Annotated in this window: 26 protein-coding genes; all 26 read right to left on the bottom strand. The window is 37.0% G+C overall.

From position 1 onward, the window contains the following. Positions 1 to 187: 187 nt before the first annotated feature. Positions 188 to 991 carry an N-acetylmuramoyl-L-alanine amidase gene (locus tag AC1VS3_RS08140; protein WP_008686844.1) on the bottom strand — a complete coding sequence of 268 codons (804 nt, stop codon included), beginning with the start codon at positions 989 to 991 and terminating at the stop codon, positions 188 to 190. A gap of 1 nt (position 992) precedes the next feature. Then, positions 993 to 1,400 carry a phage holin family protein gene (locus AC1VS3_RS08135; RefSeq protein ID WP_017144516.1) on the bottom strand — a complete coding sequence of 136 codons (408 nt, stop codon included), beginning with the start codon at positions 1,398 to 1,400 and terminating at the stop codon, positions 993 to 995. A gap of 82 nt (positions 1,401 to 1,482) precedes the next feature. After that, positions 1,483 to 1,830 carry a hypothetical protein gene (locus AC1VS3_RS08130; protein WP_318250234.1) on the bottom strand — a complete coding sequence of 116 codons (348 nt, stop codon included), beginning with the start codon at positions 1,828 to 1,830 and terminating at the stop codon, positions 1,483 to 1,485. A gap of 67 nt (positions 1,831 to 1,897) precedes the next feature. After that, a complete protein-coding gene (locus AC1VS3_RS08125; protein WP_008690873.1) occupies positions 1,898 to 2,446 on the bottom strand; it encodes a hypothetical protein in 549 nt (182 codons plus the stop codon). Between the two features lie 3 nt (positions 2,447 to 2,449). Next, positions 2,450 to 2,659, bottom strand: a complete 210-nt coding sequence (locus AC1VS3_RS08120; protein WP_008690871.1) for a hypothetical protein — start codon at positions 2,657 to 2,659, stop codon at positions 2,450 to 2,452. Then, entirely contained in the window at positions 2,652 to 2,984 is a 333-nt protein-coding gene (locus AC1VS3_RS08115; protein WP_008690869.1) for a hypothetical protein, read from the bottom strand. Before AC1VS3_RS08115 ends, AC1VS3_RS08120 begins: the two co-directional genes overlap by 8 nt. Position 2,985: 1 nt before the next feature. Beyond that, positions 2,986 to 3,120 carry an XkdX family protein gene (locus AC1VS3_RS08110; RefSeq protein ID WP_008690866.1) on the bottom strand — a complete coding sequence of 45 codons (135 nt, stop codon included), beginning with the start codon at positions 3,118 to 3,120 and terminating at the stop codon, positions 2,986 to 2,988. Further along, on the bottom strand, positions 3,113 to 3,490 hold the full coding sequence (locus tag AC1VS3_RS08105; RefSeq protein ID WP_008690865.1) for a hypothetical protein: 378 nt from the start codon (positions 3,488 to 3,490) through the stop codon (positions 3,113 to 3,115). Before AC1VS3_RS08105 ends, AC1VS3_RS08110 begins: the two co-directional genes overlap by 8 nt. 8 nt (positions 3,491 to 3,498) lie before the next feature. Further along, positions 3,499 to 5,877: a hypothetical protein gene (locus AC1VS3_RS08100; RefSeq protein WP_017144515.1), complete on the bottom strand. Its 2,379-nt coding sequence runs from the start codon at positions 5,875 to 5,877 to the stop codon at positions 3,499 to 3,501. Positions 5,878 to 5,882: 5 nt separating this feature from the next. Continuing rightward, positions 5,883 to 6,971 (bottom strand): siphovirus ReqiPepy6 Gp37-like family protein, encoded by a 1,089-nt coding sequence (locus AC1VS3_RS08095; protein ID WP_008690863.1) that lies wholly within the window; start codon positions 6,969 to 6,971, stop codon positions 5,883 to 5,885. A 1-nt stretch (position 6,972) separates the two neighbouring features. Next, positions 6,973 to 7,824 carry a phage tail family protein gene (locus AC1VS3_RS08090; protein WP_008690862.1) on the bottom strand — a complete coding sequence of 284 codons (852 nt, stop codon included), beginning with the start codon at positions 7,822 to 7,824 and terminating at the stop codon, positions 6,973 to 6,975. Positions 7,825 to 7,837: 13 nt separating this feature from the next. Beyond that, the gene (locus AC1VS3_RS08085; RefSeq protein WP_008690861.1) at positions 7,838 to 10,684 is read right to left on the bottom strand and encodes a phage tail tape measure protein; all 2,847 of its coding nucleotides are present in this window, start codon (positions 10,682 to 10,684) and stop codon (positions 7,838 to 7,840) included. Beyond that, the gene (locus AC1VS3_RS08080; protein ID WP_017144514.1) at positions 10,684 to 10,959 is read right to left on the bottom strand and encodes a hypothetical protein; all 276 of its coding nucleotides are present in this window, start codon (positions 10,957 to 10,959) and stop codon (positions 10,684 to 10,686) included. Before AC1VS3_RS08080 ends, AC1VS3_RS08085 begins: the two co-directional genes overlap by 1 nt. 38 nt (positions 10,960 to 10,997) lie before the next feature. Then, positions 10,998 to 11,297 (bottom strand): hypothetical protein, encoded by a 300-nt coding sequence (locus tag AC1VS3_RS08075; protein WP_481275583.1) that lies wholly within the window; start codon positions 11,295 to 11,297, stop codon positions 10,998 to 11,000. Between the two features lies 1 nt (position 11,298). Continuing rightward, positions 11,299 to 11,874, bottom strand: a complete 576-nt coding sequence (locus AC1VS3_RS08070; RefSeq protein WP_008690857.1) for a hypothetical protein — start codon at positions 11,872 to 11,874, stop codon at positions 11,299 to 11,301. Continuing rightward, positions 11,875 to 12,213, bottom strand: coding sequence for a hypothetical protein (locus AC1VS3_RS08065; protein ID WP_481275582.1), 339 nt, complete (start codon positions 12,211 to 12,213; stop codon positions 11,875 to 11,877). 7 nt (positions 12,214 to 12,220) lie between these two features. Continuing rightward, positions 12,221 to 12,640 carry an HK97 gp10 family phage protein gene (locus AC1VS3_RS08060; protein ID WP_008690854.1) on the bottom strand — a complete coding sequence of 140 codons (420 nt, stop codon included), beginning with the start codon at positions 12,638 to 12,640 and terminating at the stop codon, positions 12,221 to 12,223. After that, complete coding sequence (locus tag AC1VS3_RS08055; RefSeq protein WP_008690853.1) at positions 12,627 to 12,947, bottom strand: hypothetical protein; 321 nt, start codon at positions 12,945 to 12,947, stop codon at positions 12,627 to 12,629. Before AC1VS3_RS08055 ends, AC1VS3_RS08060 begins: the two co-directional genes overlap by 14 nt. Continuing rightward, on the bottom strand, positions 12,944 to 13,264 hold the full coding sequence (locus AC1VS3_RS08050) for a phage head-tail connector protein (protein WP_008690852.1): 321 nt from the start codon (positions 13,262 to 13,264) through the stop codon (positions 12,944 to 12,946). The genes AC1VS3_RS08055 and AC1VS3_RS08050 overlap by 4 nt, the downstream gene beginning before the upstream one ends. A gap of 30 nt (positions 13,265 to 13,294) precedes the next feature. Next, on the bottom strand, positions 13,295 to 14,176 hold the full coding sequence (locus AC1VS3_RS08045) for a N4-gp56 family major capsid protein (protein ID WP_008690851.1): 882 nt from the start codon (positions 14,174 to 14,176) through the stop codon (positions 13,295 to 13,297). Then, a complete protein-coding gene (locus tag AC1VS3_RS08040; protein WP_008690850.1) occupies positions 14,169 to 14,765 on the bottom strand; it encodes a phage scaffolding protein in 597 nt (198 codons plus the stop codon). The genes AC1VS3_RS08045 and AC1VS3_RS08040 overlap by 8 nt, the downstream gene beginning before the upstream one ends. A 180-nt stretch (positions 14,766 to 14,945) precedes the next feature. Further along, on the bottom strand, positions 14,946 to 15,140 hold the full coding sequence (locus AC1VS3_RS08035) for a hypothetical protein (protein ID WP_008690842.1): 195 nt from the start codon (positions 15,138 to 15,140) through the stop codon (positions 14,946 to 14,948). A gap of 4 nt (positions 15,141 to 15,144) precedes the next feature. After that, positions 15,145 to 16,386 (bottom strand): minor capsid protein, encoded by a 1,242-nt coding sequence (locus AC1VS3_RS08030; protein ID WP_008690837.1) that lies wholly within the window; start codon positions 16,384 to 16,386, stop codon positions 15,145 to 15,147. Continuing rightward, positions 16,379 to 17,818, bottom strand: coding sequence for a phage portal protein (locus tag AC1VS3_RS08025; RefSeq protein ID WP_008690836.1), 1,440 nt, complete (start codon positions 17,816 to 17,818; stop codon positions 16,379 to 16,381). The genes AC1VS3_RS08030 and AC1VS3_RS08025 overlap by 8 nt, the downstream gene beginning before the upstream one ends. Next, positions 17,815 to 19,074, bottom strand: a complete 1,260-nt coding sequence (locus AC1VS3_RS08020; protein WP_017144512.1) for a PBSX family phage terminase large subunit — start codon at positions 19,072 to 19,074, stop codon at positions 17,815 to 17,817. Before AC1VS3_RS08020 ends, AC1VS3_RS08025 begins: the two co-directional genes overlap by 4 nt. Continuing rightward, positions 19,061 to 19,575 (bottom strand): terminase small subunit (locus AC1VS3_RS08015; protein ID WP_481275581.1); only part of this gene is annotated, 515 nt, incomplete at its 5' end. The genes AC1VS3_RS08020 and AC1VS3_RS08015, both read right to left, overlap by 14 nt.

Raw genomic sequence — 19,575 nt, 5'->3', positions numbered from 1 at the left:
GTTAAAAGGCAAAGACCATCTAAACTATACTTAGTTTATATCGATTAATAATGTCGATATTGCGCGATTTTATCGATGACAAAAATTAAAAATATTTTTAATACATAATCATAAAAATATCATATTATTTTCATTTTCTTGACAAAAAAAATCCCTACCTCTCAGTTAAGAGAAGTAGGGATAATTACTATTTAAGATCTTTTACATTTCGCACGTGTAATAACGTGCCTTTAGGTTTTTTGCAATGACTTTTTCCACACGCTTCTCCGTTTTTATAGCTTAAGAAACAATTGCGTGCACCATCTGTGCCAATGGTTAGAGTTTGATTATATCTACCATGGCCACTGCACTTAGTAAGTTTGTCTTTTGAGTATACATTAAGGTAGCACTTTACCCCTTTTTCTGTCATATACTCTACAACAGCAATAACATTAGACGTTTTCTTTTCCTCAATTTTTTTGCCCATAATACCTTCTGCGATTGCTTTAGCACATTTATCTGCATCCCAGCGTTTTACATCGTCCTTATCATCCACAAAGCAGCACTCGATCAACATTGCTGGTGCATTAGTATATCTTAATGCATAAAGATTAGGGTTGACTTTTACTCCACGGTTACGGATACCTAAGGCCTTTGAAATATTAGCTGCAACACGCTCAGCCGCAGCTACTGGAGAGCTTGCTGATTTATCATAAATAATCACTTCAACACCTCCGGTATTGCCGTCACCTTTTTTATCATTACGTCCACAGTTTAAGTGGATGGATGCATCGACATTAACCTCATGTGCATTGCATTTTTTAACAATGTTTACGAGGTTATCATCCTCAGTCTTACCTTTGTCATCCGTGCAATCATACACTGTATGCCCTGCAACTCTAAGTAAATTGATTACTTTAGCCTTGACTTTGCGGTCCTCTGTTAGCTCGTCCAACAAGTTATGTGCCCCTGGTGTGAGTTTATTGTGTCCGCCATGTACATTGATTTTCATACTATTCCTCACTTTCCTTATTCTGTAATTGTTCTAAAGCTTCTTTTAACTTATCAGGAATAGGCAAGCCCAAATTACCAGCATTTTCTAGCAAACTAATTCCTTCATTTGCAATATAGAAATAACATACCAATGTTCTAAACATCCAGGTACCGTTATTCATCAGACGGTCAAGCATGACCGCTCCGATTAAAATTAAAATGATCATAAATTTCTTTGTTAGTCCTTTTAGACCAATTTCGCTTGATATCTTTTTATTGATATAAGCGACCAATACCCCCGTAACATAATCTAACACCATAAATCCAATCAATACGATAATAGCTATATCCCAATCACCAAATAAAAATGTGAATGCCGTAGCTATAACAGCTACGGCAGAGTTGAATACTTTATCCATATGTTTCATAACCTCACTCTTTCCTGCTTTCTTAGCATAATGAAAAGGGTGTTGACGTACACCCTTAGAAACGAGATATCAGGATCATCTCCTAAAAATTTGATTTGCCAGTCATATATGTAAAATGCATATTTAGTCCAAATCCTGCCGGTAATTTTTCCGGTGTTACAAACACCACTCTTCCGGTCGTTGATATGTCTATCTTGATGTTTTTACCGGTATAAGATATATTGGGATATGCAGTAATATCAACATTAGGGCAATATTCTGCCGGCATTGATAATGCAACTACATAACCGGCATTTGCCGGTACATCTTTTGTCAACGTACCAGAGCATTTTAAATATACTACCTGTCCACTCCGATAACCAATTGTTATTGGATAATAAGACGAGTTGGTCAATTCGATACGATTTTGATTAAACTGTCCTTTTAGCATATCCAACAACCTAGACTTAAATCTTGATAGTGATGACAAACTTACATATTTTGCCATATTGCATCACCTAAAATAAACTGTCTATTTCGCTGTTTGTGACAGCAGTAAAATTACTTGTATTATAATAATTAGATAAGTCTACATCCGTAGTACCGATCTTTTCGTACTTTTTAGCATCAGTTAGATAAATATACTCATCATAGACATTATTACCGGATCCCGAATTAGATAGCATATATATCGTACCTTTTACACCAGTGGAAGGCAGCGATGATACAACCTTAAAATCAATGCCTGTTATATCAGCCAAAGCTGCATTGATAGACGATTGAACATTAGCTGATGTTTGGTATCCCTTGCTAATGATAGCATTATTTACCTGTTCGGCAGTTTGATAGCCTTTCCCACTTATCGTCGTTTCAACATCAGATGCCGTCTGATAGCGGCTATCATTTTCAAGTAAGCTCACCTTTTTGATTATGTCCGTCTTTTTTGCATATCCTACATCGTCATTCAACTGACTAAAATTAACCGGTATTTCTTCTTTTTTTGCGAATATTGTATCTAGTTTTTGTTTAAAATAAAGAAGCGATTCTTTACTTACGAAATGTCCCATTAGTTACCTCCTAAACATCTCTTCGATTTCTGTATTTGTTACCTCTTCCATGACCTGCATAAGTCCTAGGTCCTCATCTGATTTATTTCCTGCTAAAACAACACCGTTTATACTTGGCTTATCTTGCAGCTCATCATAAGATCTAATATCATGACTGATTACCCTTCCTTGCAATGTTCTTTGTATTTGTAAAGTTCCTTTTAGCTTAGCCATCAAATGTCACCTCATATCCGACAAATAACTCGCTTGGTGGTATGACCGTGCAAATATCACCGTTCGCAAGAGTTAGCTGTACATCGTAAACATATGACCGATATTCAAGGTCGGCTGTATCCTGATGATCTATGACAATTGTTCCTGATGTGATCTTCTTTTGTATGATGACATCTTTATCAAACACATTTTTCTTAACAGTGAACAGTAATTTGTCGCCATCTTTTAAAATATAAGGATTCCCATCGGCAGTAGTGATTTCTATGTCCAGTCTTATCGTATCGCCACGGATCATGTGTATATTGTTGCCATCCATACAATGCATCTTAACTTACCTCGCTTCGTGCCTTGCGAATTTCAGCAGCTTGTTTTTCAGTGATTGCTCCTAGCACTACATAACGATCCAATTGTGCATCCGTTACCCAATTACGCAAATAGTTAGCTTTAATACGATCAAACATTATACGCACCTCCTTCCAACACCATTTGCTCAATGTCCGTCATACGTTGCCCAAGCTCCATACGTTCCAACTCTGCATCGGTCGCCATTTGTCCTAACAGTTCAAGCTCTGATGGTTGTGGATCGTTGTACAAGTTTGGATAAACAGACGCAAGCTCTTTGGCTGTCATTTTCATGATCTTCCCATCTTTTACTTTATATAAGATCTGATTGATGTAAAGGTCGTCGCTTTCTTCCATCTCAACCTCTATGTAATTAGGATCAAACACTTCTTTACTATTTATGGTTAAGATAGGTTTCTCATCAACAATACCGTTCAGAAATTCACCATCTACTAACCCGCTTTTATGCTTTAAAATGTAATATTTCATATTTCCTCCTATAAGTATACTATGAGATAATGCAGTGTTACGTTGGCATTAACAGTAGCTCCTAAAAACACCCTTACAACGGTGTCTGTGGTTTGTACTTTTTCTATGGTATCGTTAGCGCCGCTAACAAATAAAGGCACAAAGAAGGTATTTGCCGCCCTGCTTAGTCCGATGTAATTTTTATTAGCAGGATTTGTGGTAATTTTTGTGTATTTAACTTTGCTGAAACTATCTAATTGACTAGCCTTAGCAAAATAAGTGTTAGGATTGTTGCCGTTAAGCAACTTGACTGTCAATGTATCAATGGATCCGTTATCTGTGTTGATGTTGCCGATATCGACATGTCCATCACGATACATCCTAATGGGAGTTGATACGTAATTTGTGCCATCATACATAGCGAAACGTATGCTCCCGTCAGCCTCACTGAAAGCGATCATTTGGATCTTGTCGTTGCGATACAAATTTTGTAAAGCTACTTGACCGTCTCCTGTACCCTTAAATAAAGCAGATCTAGTGTTCAAAACATCAACATTTGCGTTTTTTATATCACCATTGTTTGTTTCTAGCTTGCTTGGCTTTAGTGTTCCTCCAACTTCCACTGTTCCATCTCTGTGTAGTATCAACGGAGATGATACATATTGCGTACCGTTAAACATTGCGAATCTTACAGTACCATCTGATTCGGTCATCAAGATCATTACTTGAGATCCATTGCGTAATACTTTGAGCATATATAGCTGTCCGTCTCCGCTCTTATCAAGTGCAATCTGTGACATTTCATTGTTGCCATCTGGTAATTCTGCCCACGGCGTCAATGTGTTATTTAATGCTTGTGCTACATAGGTATGTCCGTTTGTGCTATATCCAAGCACAAAAACACCAAATTTAATAAAGTAGCAATTGTTTCCGGTACTGTTAGGTAAGTCATCACCGATAGTTACACCCTTAGCCTTATGGTATACCGTATAGTTTTTTGCTGTTTGTATAAATGTTGCTAATTTTATGCCGGCAGTAAGTTCTTGTCCTGGATTGCTTTCGTATTTGACACAAGATTCCAACAATTCTTTTTTAACTGTTCTTGATGTTAATTCAACCCATCCCGTTAATGCATCGTTAAAAAAACCGGCGAACCAAAACGAATTGTCGCTTGCTCTATTGCACAGCACATACGACCCCATACGTACATAAAAGCAAGTAACACCATCACTATCAGGTATACCGTTTGTCACCTTGATGTTGTTAGCTTTACGATAAAATGTATAATGCTCTGTAGTACGCGCCCATTGCTCAATATTTGTTAACTCAACAAAGTCTATACTGCCAGGAAATTTTTTTGTTACCATATCATTACTACATTTTTGTAGATCATCGGTAAGCGCTTTGATAGCATAGGCATCTGCTATATATTTACCTTGCTCTGATATAGTTGTAGAAGCGGTTATTTGCTCATGTGTTATAAATGTTTCAAATTTACTTAGTGTGCCATTGGTATATCCGGCAATCCATGTTGTTTTATCACTACTACGGTATCCCAATACCGTGGTTCGCATTTTAATATAAAAACACATTGAAGCATCACTGTTAGGTATGCCATTCAATATGTTTGTATTTATAGGTTTACGATAATTTGTAAAATCTTTAGCTGTGGTCATGAAGTTGGACAGATCCGTACCAGCTGAAAGATCCACCGTACGGTCATTAAACTTAACTAAATCGTTTTCTATTATCGTATTTAAGGTTTTATCCGCATCTGTTTTAATGTCTTCAGCAGCTATGTAAGCTTTGTTCTTTTTTGACTTATCCAACCAAAATTTTACCAAGGCATTTTGATATGATGCAAATACAGGATTATCTGTTTTTATCTGTTCAATCTGTTTTTTTAATTTTTCCCCTTCATCTGCATTATTCCTTACATATCCACAAACATTTGCATCATCCCTTGTATCTACGATCATGGACTGCGTTAATTGTGTGATGCCGTTGTCTACTTTAATATAGCAAATTTGTAGTTCATAGGTATCACCGTCACGTACTAATGGAGGCACTACAGGGTTCCCAGAGTTATCTCCTTTTTTGATAACAATAGTCATGTTTCTATCAGATTTGCTTAATCGCAAAACAACACTGTCAATCCTCTTATAAAGTCCATCGGCATTAGCCAATGTTATAGGTTTTTCTTCGGTATTAACATACATGTGTCCATCGATAAACGCATATCCTTTGCTTATGACGATTTGCATACCGGATGATGCACTGACAGACAATGAACCATCATCTCTTTCTAATACACCTGTATCAAATAATGATGCAAAATATAAACAAAAATCATCAGCATTATATAAACGGTCGCGACTCACTGAATTAAAAAACATTGATTTTTCCAATCTAATCACCTCTTCTTTATCACCTTCATCAAGGTTGGTAATTCTGTACCAATGATGAGATCAACTCTTTTGCCTGACTTTTCATAGATTTCATCGGCACCTAGTATTTGTGTATTCATCATTACATTCCAGTTGTTTTTCATGCATGTAACATAATCACCTATATCGTAATCAACAAGGTATTTGAAATTACACATATCCGCATTTTTAAATTTAAACGTTTCAATCACTGGATGTTCGTTTAAAACAGTTTCACAACTTGATTTCAGCAACTCACGATACTCTTCTTCTGTATACTCTTCATCAGTATCTTCCTTACTTTTAGATAAACCTCTTTGATCATTAAAAATCTCAATACGGTCTACTCCTTCCAGATTGCCCATAGATTCCAAGATTCTATCCTTACCTTCTCCTACACCACCGGTCAAGACAACATTCGCATGGTCCATGATGGAATAAATATAAGATTGGTCATTAACGTTTTCATACTCGTCTGAAAAAACGATATGGTCATTAACATTTTGTGCTACTGTTCTATCTATTCCAGTTCTTGTAACAACTCTAAAAATATTGTTTTCGATATCATATTTCAAAGAATAACCGATATTGCCAAGCAAGCATATATTTTCGCATTCTTCCATGACATTGGAATAGGATGCTTGCAGCAATACTTTTCTACCTTTTTCTTCTATGTCGCATATAATTCCAGGGATTATCCTTCTACTATCTATAGGATGTATACAGTGATGTTCAATCATTGCTTGTATAGCGTCACCTGCGTAACCATTCATGTATTCCGTACCCCATATGATCCTTCTGTGCAATAGCCCTTTTGACATCTTCCCTTTGACAGTAACCTCTTCTTTCCCATCGGCATCTTGTGTTAGTTCTTTATACATGATGATACCGGCTTCATCATTATGACGTATAACGATATAGTTATCTTTTTCCAGTAATGATAAATGTTTAGCATTTAATGGTACATGCAATTCAAATCCGCCACATTCTACGAATCTTCTTTTCCATTGCAGAGAAGATATTTCTTCGATTGATCCGATTGGCTTAAGGTTTTTGTCTATAATCTCTATTAGCATTTTAAACCTCCAGATAACGCTCTTTGTAATATATGGTCACATCCATATTGTTGATGTTATCATCCGCATCATATTTGATAGGATTGTCACCAGGGTAAAGTGAGAAAAAAACTGATCTGTAATCTTTCTTTGACCAAATGCTTTTTCTTTGCCCATTTATAATGCTGGTTATGCTTTTATTGCCATACTCTGTCCTAATTTCAATGATTTCGCCTTCATGCATCACCATATTTAATGCAATATATTCTCCTGTATCTACATTCATAATTTTAGGTCTCTCAACATTACCTTTTGCTAAAATTTTTATAAACATATCACATTTATGATCACCATCGTTTCTAACGTTTACTATCTTAATAGGATCTCTATAGCCAAGCTCTATACCTTCTTGCAAAAACTCACAAGGGAATATAAAAGCGTCAAACCATTTTGCGATATCATTTTTAATCTGTAATACATCAGACCAGTAAGGATCATAACATTTGAAATACAACAGGCATTTACTTGCATTTTTATGTATCTCTGAAAAATAAGGCATCTTTAATGGTGTTGCTATTATTTCTCTAATGTTTATGTCGACATACCTTAATGTAATTTCTTTTTTCGGACTACATACAGCAGTGATCTTTCTTTTAAGATCTATGAGCTCTTCATGCGTACATGCAGCAATAGTGAGTTCTATAGATATGGAGCGAGGATTTAATGTGCTTCCATCTTTTCTCGCTCCATCTTGATTGATTCCTTTTGTTTCATAATTTTCAATATCCACTGATGTTTCAAAATTTTGTAATACATAAGGTACTGTTTCACCAAGCTTTACTTCGTTTTTGCCATTAGACAATATCACTTCCATTCAACTTTACCTCCTACACCATCAAAGCCATTTCTTGCATCGCTATCTTAATGCGTTCAGCAGTTTCACTTGGACTTAAGTGCTTAGGGCTGTTTACATTCAATGTTATGCCATCTTTTGTGGAATACTTAGATTGTTCTTTTGTATATTCTTCGTTTTCTGCTTTCGTGAGTACACGTTCCCCCTTATGCAATCTGGCATTATAACCATCAAATGGTATGTAATCATAACCATTTGCTGCAAACATAGCAGAATTACCACCCTTCCCGCTATATGATGGCGAATATGAGGTCCTATGGCGATCGACATATTCTGTCGTGACGGTGCATATCTTATCCCTTGGATCCCAACGATCCCACTTGCCAAACATCTTATCCCAATAATTTACAATATTGCCTGATGTGATATCAATTTTATCAGCGAGTTCCTCGTTGGCCGACATTAACTTATTTATGCCTTCGCTTCGTATATCTTCTGCTGATTTTTTAGCAGCTTCCAACTCTTTATCTGCAGCATCCATCATAGCTTTTGCAGTTTCTTCCGCCCCTTCTACCTTACTGTCCTTCATCTTCATAGCCGTGGCAATTACCTCATCATGTTCTTCTTGAGCTGCCTTGACGCTTTTATCTCTAATTTTGTTCATTTGTTTTATTGCTTTGCTCGCCATATCGGCCGTTATACGTTCAGAACTATTGTTTAAGTTATAAAGAATAGTTTCTTGCTCAGCTTTGTTTTGTGACATAGCTTCAATAGCATGCCCCTTCATTTCGTCATAAAGTTGATCGATTTTCTTTTTTTGATCACCTGTTACCTCATTGCCATTCTTTGCAATTTCTTTATAAAGCTTAACTAATTTTTCTTTTGTTTTTTTCACTTTTTTAACTCTTTCATCACATTCTTCTTTAGTAGCTTTTATTACTTTTGCAGCCTGCCCATCAACTGATATGCCCACGGACTCAAGAGCACTTTCATATTCTTTTACAGTTGCATCTCTCTGTTTTTTGCTAGATGTTATTATACTTTCAGCCATCATATCTACTTTTTTTGCAATCTTTCCGGTATTACTATCAGTAATTTTCGTAACACCAGTAAACATGTTCAGCGTTTCCTGCTGTGCTTTATCAGACAGATCCATATAAGATTGCACTTGTTTTTTTGTTTCTTCTGAAATTTTTACTGTAGACATAGTCCATTTCCCTGTTGCTTCATCTAAAGCGGCAGTTGTCTTGGATTTGAATATATCTACTTCTGGTATGACATCTTTATTTAAAGTTTTATAGATGCCATACCCAGCAGCACCTATAGCGGCAGCACCAGCAACCCAAGGAGCTGCGGCAACAGCAATACCACCAAGGCTTGACAATAGTCCTCCTACGCCACTGGCTGCTGCAGTAACAGCGGTTCCGGTTCCTGCCGCTCCACTAGCAACGCTTGATAAAGCTGTTGTTGCTGTCCCGGCAGCGGGTGCTATCTTTGATAAAGAGCTACCAACCTTACCGATAATACCAGCGTGCGACGCAAGTGAAGCACCGAGTTTTCCCAATAATGGGACACCTTTTTTTAATAGTGAACCTGTGCCAGAAAGAATTGGCTTAAGTTTACCATAAGTACTCACTAAACTTCCGCCAATCTTTAAAACTGGCCCAGCGGCAGCGGCAAATAGTCCAAATTTAACTATACCGCTTTGCATCTCAGGGGAAAGGCTACCAAATCCTTCTACCAATTTCGATATTACTCTTGCTCCTTCTGTAATTATTGGTATTGCTTTAGCACCTAATTTGATTGCTTCATTCTTTAATTCATTCAATGCCCCTTTTAACTGTTCAGCTGGTGCTGCGTCCATCTTATCAAAGGCTTCTTGCGTTGCGCCTGCTGACTTTTTCATTGCAGATAACATCTCGTCGTACTCTTTACCGTTTCTTTTGGCCAATACAAGTGCTGCTGAACCTGCTTCAACAGACCCAAACATATCTTTCAGAGTTTTACCGTTTTTCTCTGCATCTTTATTCAAAAGTCTTAAAATAGAGGATGTGGATTTACCTTCTTTCTTTAAGTCCGCAAAACCTTTGCCTGTAAGTTCACGTAACGCCTTATCAGTAATTGAACCTGACTTGCCGAGTTCGGACAGCATTGATTTTAAATATGTTCCTGATTCGGCGGTAGCGATACCGTTTTTAGTCAATTGCGCGTAGGATGCCGATAATTCATCCATACCATAATTAACACTTGATGCAACGGGTATGACAGCGCCCATGCTTGATGCCAGTTCATCTACTGTTGTTTTACCTAAGTTTTGTGTGGTGATTAGCATATCGGATATCTTTGTGGCATCTTCAGCTTTCATCCCATAACCATTGATTGCTGTTGTCATTACGTCAACCGCTTTAGCTCCATCTGTAAATCCGCCTTTCGCAAGTTTCATGGCGTCGGTTGTAAATTTTATTGCTTTAGTTTGGTCAACACCAGCAGAAATACTTCCATATACAGCTTCAGAAAATTCCCCTACCGCTACTTTAGACTTACTGGAAGCGTCTAAAATGTCGTTTTTATATTTATCATAATCGACTACATTTTTATCCAGTAATGTAGATACCTTGGCAAATGATGATTCATAATCGACCGCCATTTTTGCGGCGGCGACACCAGCACCGGCGAGCGGAAGTGTGAGAGATTTTGTTAACTTGCCACCGACATTTGACATTTGATTGCCGACTTTGATTGTGCGCTCCATTTGTTTAGACACTTCATTTGCGCGGGATATCGCTTCTGCTTTTATTTTGCTCATATCAGACTTGAAACTGGCAATATCAACCTTGATTTCGGCCATTAAAGGAGCTAATTTTATTGCACCATTACTCATCACTTACCACCTCGATTCTTAAATTCGCGTACTGCTTTTAAATCTGCTTTCGTTTGTTGTAAGCGCCAGAAGTCTTTCATCATTTTCCGGCCTTCTTCCGAACTATTTTGACTGAATATCCATGCATCTTTGCGGAATAAAAGAAAAAGGCTGATAGGTAACTGTATGACTGTGTCGATAGACAAGCCGGTATAGTCAACTATGGCCTTTAATTCTCCGGTGCATGATTCATAAGATTTCTCCCACTCCTCGATTTGATAATATTTTGCAAACACCGCATTACAAACACGTTTATCAGTAGGGAGCGGGAGTGCTAGTTTGGGTCATTCAATGATTTACTGCATAGCTCCATCATAGAGCGATAAACCGCCACCACAAAAGATCGTGGTAAGTTTCCAATTTCTGATTCCTTGACCTTGATTTCCTCTTTGTTACGGTTAAGCATGGCTACTACCGTTTTCAATTGGCTGTCGATAAAATCATTTACATCTGTATTTTCTTCTGCTTTTAGCGCATCTATATACATGCTGTGTGTAGGTTCGTAGATATGTAATGTCATTCCTGGCAGCTTAATCTCTGCTGTGCGCTCTAGGTATTCACTGATGTCCAACATCTTATGCACCTTCCTTTGTCGATTCAGGCAAAGCAGACACTTCGTCGTCTGTCAGTTCTTCATCAATGCGAGCTAAGAATCCTTTAATATACTCGATCGCTGTGATCTGTGCGTCAACAGTCAATTCTTTGGTTGTAAATTCAATAGCGAATCCGTTACCACCCTGGCCAATCATGGTAAATCTTAACTTTTTACCATTTTCTTTCGTGTGCACAAAGCGTAGCAACACCGTCTTAATAGTTGGATTGGATCCACCAAATTCTAAAATCTTTTTTTTATTTTCTTTATCCACGCTTATTTTAGCTGTAGATAATAAAGCTAGCTTATTAAGGTCCCACGATAAGATTCCAGTCTGAGCAACGATTTCTTCTTTGATGACATATGATCGTACTATTTTACCATATTGATTTTCTACATTGTACTTTTCAGGCTTGTAATCTACTGAGAAGCCACCAGAACAGTGACCTACGTTGAAGTCTGGTGTCTCTATCTCCTCGTCCTCAGGTATCGTATTACCAGTAAATTCATTCAAATATAATTCACCAGCACCAAAAATAATTTCATCTTTTTCTGACATTTATTTACACCTCCATGTCATTATAAAAAGGGATGTACACTCCCACATTTGAATCTGATCATTAAACAGATCCCCACCACCGGCAAGTTCGCTGTGATAATAGATATCTCCAGCATGCTGATACGAGGCATCTTCCTCATGATCTAATTTTTCTAACAATTTCTGTTTTATAACCAAAAGTTCGTCATAGTTATCACCCAATATACGTATTTCCAATTGATTCTGTTTTACATGTCCACCCGATAGTGGTGTACATCGATAAGCAATAGCGGGATATGGTCCAAGCGAAAAAAGTGGGGTCGCTTTCAATTCGGTTATATCTTCTAATAAACATCTCATTGCATGTTCAAAAATCATTTCCTACTAACACCCTTTCAATTTTGCTGATGTTTTGTAGCTTGGCATCTTCCAAAAATGGCTGTGGTCTCTGGCCCTGTGTGATATGCCATCCTTTATACTTTCCAGTACGAACACAATACCTCCACGGTATCAATCTTCCATTACCATCCTTTGCATAAATGCCCGTTCCTTGATGCACATACGGAGCATAATCGAGATTACTGAATATTCTTCCTGTTATAGAAATTGCATCGACAGAAATATCACTAGATATTGATGCTCTAAGAATCCCCATATCGACAGGAACATTTTTCTTTGCAGCTATTTCTATTACCAAACATGCCTTTCTCGTCCTTTGTGCTTGTTCTTGTATTATTTGCAATGAAGCCTTCTCTAAAGATGCCACGAACACATCATTGTTTGGCATATAATGTCCTCTTCATAAGTAAAGTAGTAAAACGACCTGATGTATTAAAAGACGTTATTTCATAATTATCCATTCCAACGATTAAGCGATATTCTTTTCCAGGAACAAGATTCTTGTAAAATGTACATCCATTGTGAGTGCTTTGTTCGTATTTAACTGATTGTGAAGATTTAAAAGCATCATTATCATATATTGATACTTCTATTTCGCTTACATCAATCCATGTTTTTTTAGGAGCTCCACTTAATCCTTGTTCTTGGATATTTATCTGTAATATAGCTGGTACAAAATCAGTAAAAACACTCATGGTAACCGCCTGTACTTTCTTAACTTGGCTTTAACTGCTTTAGGAATATCATCAATATAGGTTTCACTGGTACCTGCCTTGCTACTTGACATGATTCCTTCAGCTCCTGTTAAATTGATGCGTATTATGCATAGGTCCTTTATTGGTGTAATCAGATTATCTGATAAATCATTAAAGGACCTTGCGTTAATGTAATTATACACATCATAAATAGCATCATCGATGACTTCTGCTAAATATTTTTCACTTATGCATCTTATATCAGGTCTACTTTTAATTTTCAGCAATACTCTTTTCATAATCTCTTGTTTTTCCACAATCTAACCTCTTTAAAAGAAAGGGATCAATTAAGATTCCAATTGTTCTTTTGCAGCTTCTGTTGCTTTGAATTTAACGATTGCAACTTTAGATTCATTCGTTAGAGCTATGCCATAATGTTCATTTGCTGAAGGTGTATTTGTTCCAGCTAATGCATCACGAGTGTTTTCAACCATGATATTACGCTTCATGAAGATTGTCAGTGCTGGTGCATCTTCTTCTGTTTCACTGTCATTTGTCAGTTTCACAATAGGGTTGAAATATACATCTCCCGTTTTCTTTACGCGGTTAGAAATAACAACTTCGCAACCACCAATCATACCGATAGCCCCCGTCATCATAAGATCCATGGGATATTTATTTTTATCCAGAAAATCCGGATTCTTACGGATCTGTGTCAGCTGCTTGGAATGGATAAACAGTACCTTAGAACTCTGTGCTTCCTCGTTAAACAAATCAACTGCATTGACTATACCATCGTAATCAATGATGTGTGCTGATTCATCTTGTACCAGTTTAGCTTTCTGTAAAGCATCGGCGCAATCTACGTCAATTTTAGATGCAATCGCCATTGCAAGTTGTTTTGCCGCTTCATCAATCGGATTTCCATAACCGGATAAAACAGCTTCATCTGTAATTGAAACAGATTTTCCGATTTTTTTAATTGTGAAGGTGCCAGTAGATGTTTGTAATTTTGCCGTTCCCATCTTTACACCTTCTGCAACCTCAGCAGCATCGCCGATGTAAGCATACTTAGGAATGGTAATCGTATTACCGGGAACCCCTACCAACGTGTCGTCCACTTTTGCAAGTGGTTTAAATAATAATTTTGTTTCTAGTTTCGCAGAAATCATATCTGCCATTACTTGTGGATTGATTAAATTATTAAGCATTGTAGTTTCATTAGCCATTTTGAATACCTCCTGTTAATTGGTCATACAATTCTTTGTTTTCATTGAACAATTTGTTTTTTTCTGTATAATTCATTTTTGAAAATTGTTCCACTGTGATGGTGGTTGGCTTACCTTCTGGATTTTCAGGTGATCTTCCGGTTTTTGCTGGTTTAAACATATCTTTGTACGTCTCTTTCAGTGTTTTCACCTGTTCTTCTAAACCTTCAATACCATCATCTTTCAATTTCAGTTTGCTTTTGTCGATTTTCACAGCCATAAGATCAGGATGCAAGGCATCAGCAAGTGCCTTTTCGATAGCGGCATCATATTTCATATCTGCCAGTTTTGCATCATATTCTTCTTTCGCCTTTTTATTGGCTTCTTGTGCATCTTCTAACTGTTTTTTGAGATCATCGACTGATCCTGCCTTTTTTAATTCTTCTAGTTGTTTGTCCCGTGTTTTAACATCTTCCTGCAACTGCTTAATTGTGTCTACGAATTCTTCTGCTTTCTTCTTGTAAGCGCCGATATCCTGACTGTTCTGATCGATGATTTTGTCAATTGTTTCTTTTTCTAGTCCTAGATCTTCTAAAAACTTTCTTTTCATAATTCCTCCGTTACCTTCGCTTTTTTCTCGTGGGTTGCATCCACTGGTATGCTTGCCTTTTCTCGTCTTGCGCAAGGACAAAATAAAAAGCATGATTTTTCATGCTTTAAGTCGGTGGGTCTTTCACGCACATACCTCCTTTTTGTTTTCATAATTAAAAAAGCACCCAATTTTGAGTGCTTAATCTTTTTCTAATTCATCGAATTGTTCTTGAGTGATCTTACCAGAAGCTAGCAGTTTTTTATGCACTTCACTACTCATATATTTAGCGATTTTTATATCATCATCTGTCAGTTCGACATGCCCTACTACTTCCGGTTTTAAAGGTTCATATAATTTCATTTTGTTATACTCTTCAATGTCACTGTTCTTCATATAACTACTCCTCCTCTAAATAAATATAAGTAGTGTCTTCGACTTTCTTTGTTTGTATTACTATAAACTTAGTTTCCCTCATAAACAGTATTTCATTTTCTTTAGGATTGAAACTACGTATATCCCTTCCATTTTTTGAAAGGATAATTATTTGTACTTCCGCCTCTTCATTATACACCTCGTTTATTGAAGAAGAAAGATATTGGTGGTAGTTAATTTCAGATCCTGGTTTATGCATATCTATAAATTTAATTCTGTCTTCCCTATACATAAATGCCAACGAACGATTCACTATTCCATTTATAGTAGGCATTTTAGAAAGTGCTGAGTCTAATTGTTTTATCCAATCCTTTTCTTCTTCGGTTAGGCTATAACCATTTCGCAAATTGTCATTAAGAGTATAAGCATCTGGCCCGACATATTTAACGACAGCCGCTTTTTCTGACTCTAATAACTCTTGCGATTTGTTTTCTTCAATTATCGGAAGCCATGTGCACCTACACCCTGGGTGGCATGGCAAAATAGGTGCTTTTTCAATATCGTATTCTTTCCCGTGGTTTGCTCCGCATATTTCACATGTTCTTTCATCTTCAGCTGCCCACCACTGTACTTTAGTGATGCCCGCATCTTTATATCCACGCAGCGCACTACGATTCATGTAGTTGATCGTTTCAGTACGTACAAGACGATGCGCATCATTAAAAGAACGATTCATAACATTAGAAAGCTGCACGGCTGCCTCAGTAACTGTTTTACCGGTTGCTATAAAATTGTTAATCACACCGTTAAGATTGCGTTCTAATGCTACCATATCATTCCATAATCTTTCACTAAAAAAAGAGCCATGCCATTTTGCCCTTAGCATCTGCTCCATTTGCTTTTTGTTTGGATATGAGAAATCATTTATATTGAGTGAATGCATTACATTTGAATATACCTTTTTACCTGCATCCAAGATTCTAGATGTTTGGCTTTTCTCAATTGATTCACCAAGTTTTTCTATCTCTTGAAAGATAACACCTTGTTGACCTAACAACTTATTGAAGCGATACTGTTGGCTTCTTGTAAGGCCTCCTTGTTCTTCTGCTGCTTCGGCCAGTGAATAAAGCTCTCGTTTGATACTAGAAGAGGTCTTTTCATACATCTTTAGCAAATCGCGATTTTGTTCCTCTACATTGTTATATGTTTTCCATGTTTCGTTTGCAATACGTTTCTCCCAATACTCGCTGTTACGATAATCACTCATCTGTTACACCACCAATGGGCACTTTATCTTTATATGGCTGATTTTCTTTCAGTGAATCAAGTTCTTTTTGCACATCATCAACCCATGTGCATTTACTAAGCCATGTATCGTCAGACAAACCTAAATTTTTTGCTTTCTGACAGTTGTCAAGGTTCTCTGATTCATTCACTTTCATATTAACGTTAAACTGGATGTTTATTTCCGGCGCTTTGGTCTCATCAAGAAAAACATTAACAAAATACATAAGTTTATTAAATCCAAATGTAAACTGTGTGCACATAGCGCTTGCTTTTAAGTCGAGCAGGCTATACATAAACGACAGAGCTACACCAGAGGGCGAATTGCCATATTTATCAAGATCTTTCATAATACCTTGGCCTGCCTCTGTGATATCACGTTTAAGTTGCTCACAGTGTGCAATTACTGCAGTCAGATCCATTGTAGGCGATAATGTGCTTGCGCCTTCTCCTTCATCAGGATCGGCATCAAGTTTTAATACTCTGCTTCGAATCTTTTCTCTTATTTCATCCTCACTCAAGTTTCCATATCCTTTGATAATGTAAATAAGGTTTCGCACATCATCAATATAGTTTGCTGCCTCACTGCGTGATTTATCATATCCATCGATTAGTGATTTAACAAATTTGATATCAGGCATTTCAATGAAATTGTTTTTGAATGGAATGAAAGGTACTGACCCCCATGAACACCACCCATCTTTACCAAGAAAATGGCTAACTGCGTTACCAGCTTCATCGAAGTTGTTACTATAATCAACAAATATTTCTTTATCTTCTCTGATATAACAAGTAACACCTTCGCTTGTCCAATATTCAATGTGAGTTCTGACTCTATCTTTGCCATTTTTAGTATAAACTTCATCATAGAAGTAAATGCCGGCTTTAAGTTCTTCGTGATCATTGTCTGTCCATACAGGAATAAAGCGCTCAAAAGGTACTGTCATAACTTTAAAAGCGCCTTTCTCATCAATGTATGGGTGCAGCCATCCACATCCTTTATTAGACGCTTCGTAGCCAAGTTTAAGCATCTTGTAAGGAAAGTTATTGCCGAGCAATTTTTGAACTTTTTTCAAATACGTTTCATCTACACATGATAGTGTATATTCTTTTGATAGAGTATAAGAAACTTTTTCATCGACCATATTTTTATATTGAGCGTGAGCATATCGATTGTTAGCCTGGCTGATATCCTCAACTTTGTTTCCTGTTTTCGGATCATATTTATATTTCTTGTTTTCCAAGATTTCGTTATCAACCTTATAATATCTTTCTCCGGTTAAAGCAAGTTTTCTTTGCTCACTACTGATAAACAGATCTATCTTACTTAAAAGCATTGTCTGTATATCATCAGGTTCTCTGATCGCACTCATAGCTGCTTTTACACCTCTTTTCATTCTTTTATAAAACTTCATTTATATTTCACCTCTTTACGGATGATGGTATAAGCAAAATAACGCACTGCATCCATTGCGTGGTCATGCTCCTTAACTGGCTTATCTTCGCCTCGCTCTGCTGCTTTCTCATCCCATATATAACTAGCAAATTCTTTTATGGTGTTTTCACAGCAATCCATAAAAGTTATCTTGCCTTGTTTTAATAGCGATCCAACAAAGCGAATACCATTCTCAACATCATTCTTTGCTTTCTTCACGTAATAACCACGCTTTTTCAGTTCTGCTTTGAATGATGCGGCAGATGGATCTAGGATAATACCTTCTATTTCAATACCGCCAATAAATTCATCAAGATCATCAGCATATTCACTGTCTGTTTTCTGCCGGCTTTCCTCTCGTCCTGAATAGTAATACTCTTTTATGCATACCCAATCTCCCATGGCTTTTTTCTGCCACAAAAGAAAAACGGTCGCATTCTGCGTACCGTAATCACAACTTACGTAATATTTTGATAATATTGCATCTGTGATCTTATCTATAACGTGTTTTGTTTTATCGAACATATCATAGATAATACCTTCTGCAACCGTCCATTTACCAAGAATGTAGCGACTATAGAACACTCCACTATACATTGACCTGTAACGCTCTTTGATACGCTCTGACAGGCTTAGATTGTCGTCCATGGTAAAATGCAGATAGATAAGTTGTTTATCTTTGCGCTTATCTATCCAATTTGTCTTAAACCAGTGATATGGTCCAGCAGGGTTACAGTTAAACCAAAACTTAGATCCGTCAACACTACATCGTCCTGTTGCCTGGTTGACAAAAGATTCCGGCATCAGTGCCACCTCATCAAAGAAGCATCCTGCAAGTGTGATACCTTGGATCAGGTCTTGTGAGGATTCGTCCTTACCCCCGAAAATATAGAAATTGTTTTCTACTCCATTTTTGCTGACTACAACAAGGTTGTCTGCTCTATGGTCTTTTACCTTATAACCTCTACTACGCAACATCAATTTAAGTAATGTCAATACATTACGTCTGAAAGATCCTATTGTTTTACCACACATCCCAAAGTTTTGATTGCTGAATGTTTCCATTGCCCATATAACGTAAGACAACGACATAACAAGAGTCTTTCCTGATCTGATAGCGCCATCTGCAATTACACCGTCTTTATCTTTTGTTCGTGGATCAATCCACCATTTCAATACCTTTAGTTGCTTAGTGGAAAACGGCTTAAAATTAAAAACTGACTTAGATTTCTTCATCATTCCATCCGCCTACTTCTGCGTTTTTGATTGCATCCAGGAATCCATCATCTTCGATTTCTTCATCCTCTTGTGTTTCCGCTTCCAACTTCTTAGTCTGCGCCCTTAATTTATCAAGCTGTGCTTTTTGCATATCTGTAGCATCACTGTAATGCTTGTCTAACCACTTAAGTGCAAATTCTTTGCTGATGAGTTTCACGGATACACCTTCTTTTCCTTGTTTTACTTCTTGGATAAGTGTTCCGTCTACTTCGCATGATTCTCTTAGTCTAACGAAGTTCTTTTTTTCTTTTAACAGTTCTTTATCTCCATTAGAGTTTTCTATTTTTATCGGTCCATACATTGACATGACAAGCGTTTCTTCTTGCCCAAATTCAAGATAATCCGTTACATCAGAATATGCTATATCCATCATTTTTTGGAAGTAGTCCTCAATTGTATACATCGATTGTTTTATCTTAGCATCTTTGATTGATTGAATATGAGTTTGTATCTTAGGAT

The organism is Longicatena sp. (genome assembly GCF_982403165.1).
This window is presented reverse-complemented; position numbering and strand designations above follow the sequence as displayed.

Excerpts from the sequence above, each read along its gene's own strand:
- AC1VS3_RS08140 (WP_008686844.1), bottom strand. The coding sequence starts at position 991 with ATGAAAATCAATGTACATGGCGGACACAATAAACTCACACCAGGGGCA.
- AC1VS3_RS08135 (WP_017144516.1), bottom strand. The coding sequence starts at position 1,400 with ATGAAACATATGGATAAAGTATTCAACTCTGCCGTAGCTGTTATAGCT.
- AC1VS3_RS08130 (WP_318250234.1), bottom strand. The coding sequence starts at position 1,830 with ATGCTAAAAGGACAGTTTAATCAAAATCGTATCGAATTGACCAACTCG.
- AC1VS3_RS08125 (WP_008690873.1), bottom strand. The coding sequence starts at position 2,446 with ATGGGACATTTCGTAAGTAAAGAATCGCTTCTTTATTTTAAACAAAAA.
- AC1VS3_RS08120 (WP_008690871.1), bottom strand. The coding sequence starts at position 2,659 with ATGGCTAAGCTAAAAGGAACTTTACAAATACAAAGAACATTGCAAGGA.
- AC1VS3_RS08115 (WP_008690869.1), bottom strand. The coding sequence starts at position 2,984 with ATGCATTGTATGGATGGCAACAATATACACATGATCCGTGGCGATACG.
- AC1VS3_RS08110 (WP_008690866.1), bottom strand. The coding sequence starts at position 3,120 with ATGTTTGATCGTATTAAAGCTAACTATTTGCGTAATTGGGTAACGGAT.
- AC1VS3_RS08105 (WP_008690865.1), bottom strand. The coding sequence starts at position 3,490 with ATGAAATATTACATTTTAAAGCATAAAAGCGGGTTAGTAGATGGTGAA.
- AC1VS3_RS08095 (WP_008690863.1), bottom strand. The coding sequence starts at position 6,971 with ATGCTAATAGAGATTATAGACAAAAACCTTAAGCCAATCGGATCAATC.
- AC1VS3_RS08090 (WP_008690862.1), bottom strand. The coding sequence starts at position 7,824 with ATGGAAGTGATATTGTCTAATGGCAAAAACGAAGTAAAGCTTGGTGAA.
- AC1VS3_RS08085 (WP_008690861.1), bottom strand. The coding sequence starts at position 10,684 with ATGAGTAATGGTGCAATAAAATTAGCTCCTTTAATGGCCGAAATCAAG.
- AC1VS3_RS08075 (WP_481275583.1), bottom strand. The coding sequence starts at position 11,297 with ATGTTGGACATCAGTGAATACCTAGAGCGCACAGCAGAGATTAAGCTG.
- AC1VS3_RS08070 (WP_008690857.1), bottom strand. The coding sequence starts at position 11,874 with ATGTCAGAAAAAGATGAAATTATTTTTGGTGCTGGTGAATTATATTTG.
- AC1VS3_RS08065 (WP_481275582.1), bottom strand. The coding sequence starts at position 12,213 with ATGAGATGTTTATTAGAAGATATAACCGAATTGAAAGCGACCCCACTT.
- AC1VS3_RS08060 (WP_008690854.1), bottom strand. The coding sequence starts at position 12,640 with ATGCCAAACAATGATGTGTTCGTGGCATCTTTAGAGAAGGCTTCATTG.
- AC1VS3_RS08055 (WP_008690853.1), bottom strand. The coding sequence starts at position 12,947 with ATGAGTGTTTTTACTGATTTTGTACCAGCTATATTACAGATAAATATC.
- AC1VS3_RS08045 (WP_008690851.1), bottom strand. The coding sequence starts at position 14,176 with ATGGCTAATGAAACTACAATGCTTAATAATTTAATCAATCCACAAGTA.
- AC1VS3_RS08040 (WP_008690850.1), bottom strand. The coding sequence starts at position 14,765 with ATGAAAAGAAAGTTTTTAGAAGATCTAGGACTAGAAAAAGAAACAATT.
- AC1VS3_RS08035 (WP_008690842.1), bottom strand. The coding sequence starts at position 15,140 with ATGAAGAACAGTGACATTGAAGAGTATAACAAAATGAAATTATATGAA.
- AC1VS3_RS08030 (WP_008690837.1), bottom strand. The coding sequence starts at position 16,386 with ATGAGTGATTATCGTAACAGCGAGTATTGGGAGAAACGTATTGCAAAC.
- AC1VS3_RS08025 (WP_008690836.1), bottom strand. The coding sequence starts at position 17,818 with ATGAAGTTTTATAAAAGAATGAAAAGAGGTGTAAAAGCAGCTATGAGT.
- AC1VS3_RS08020 (WP_017144512.1), bottom strand. The coding sequence starts at position 19,074 with ATGAAGAAATCTAAGTCAGTTTTTAATTTTAAGCCGTTTTCCACTAAG.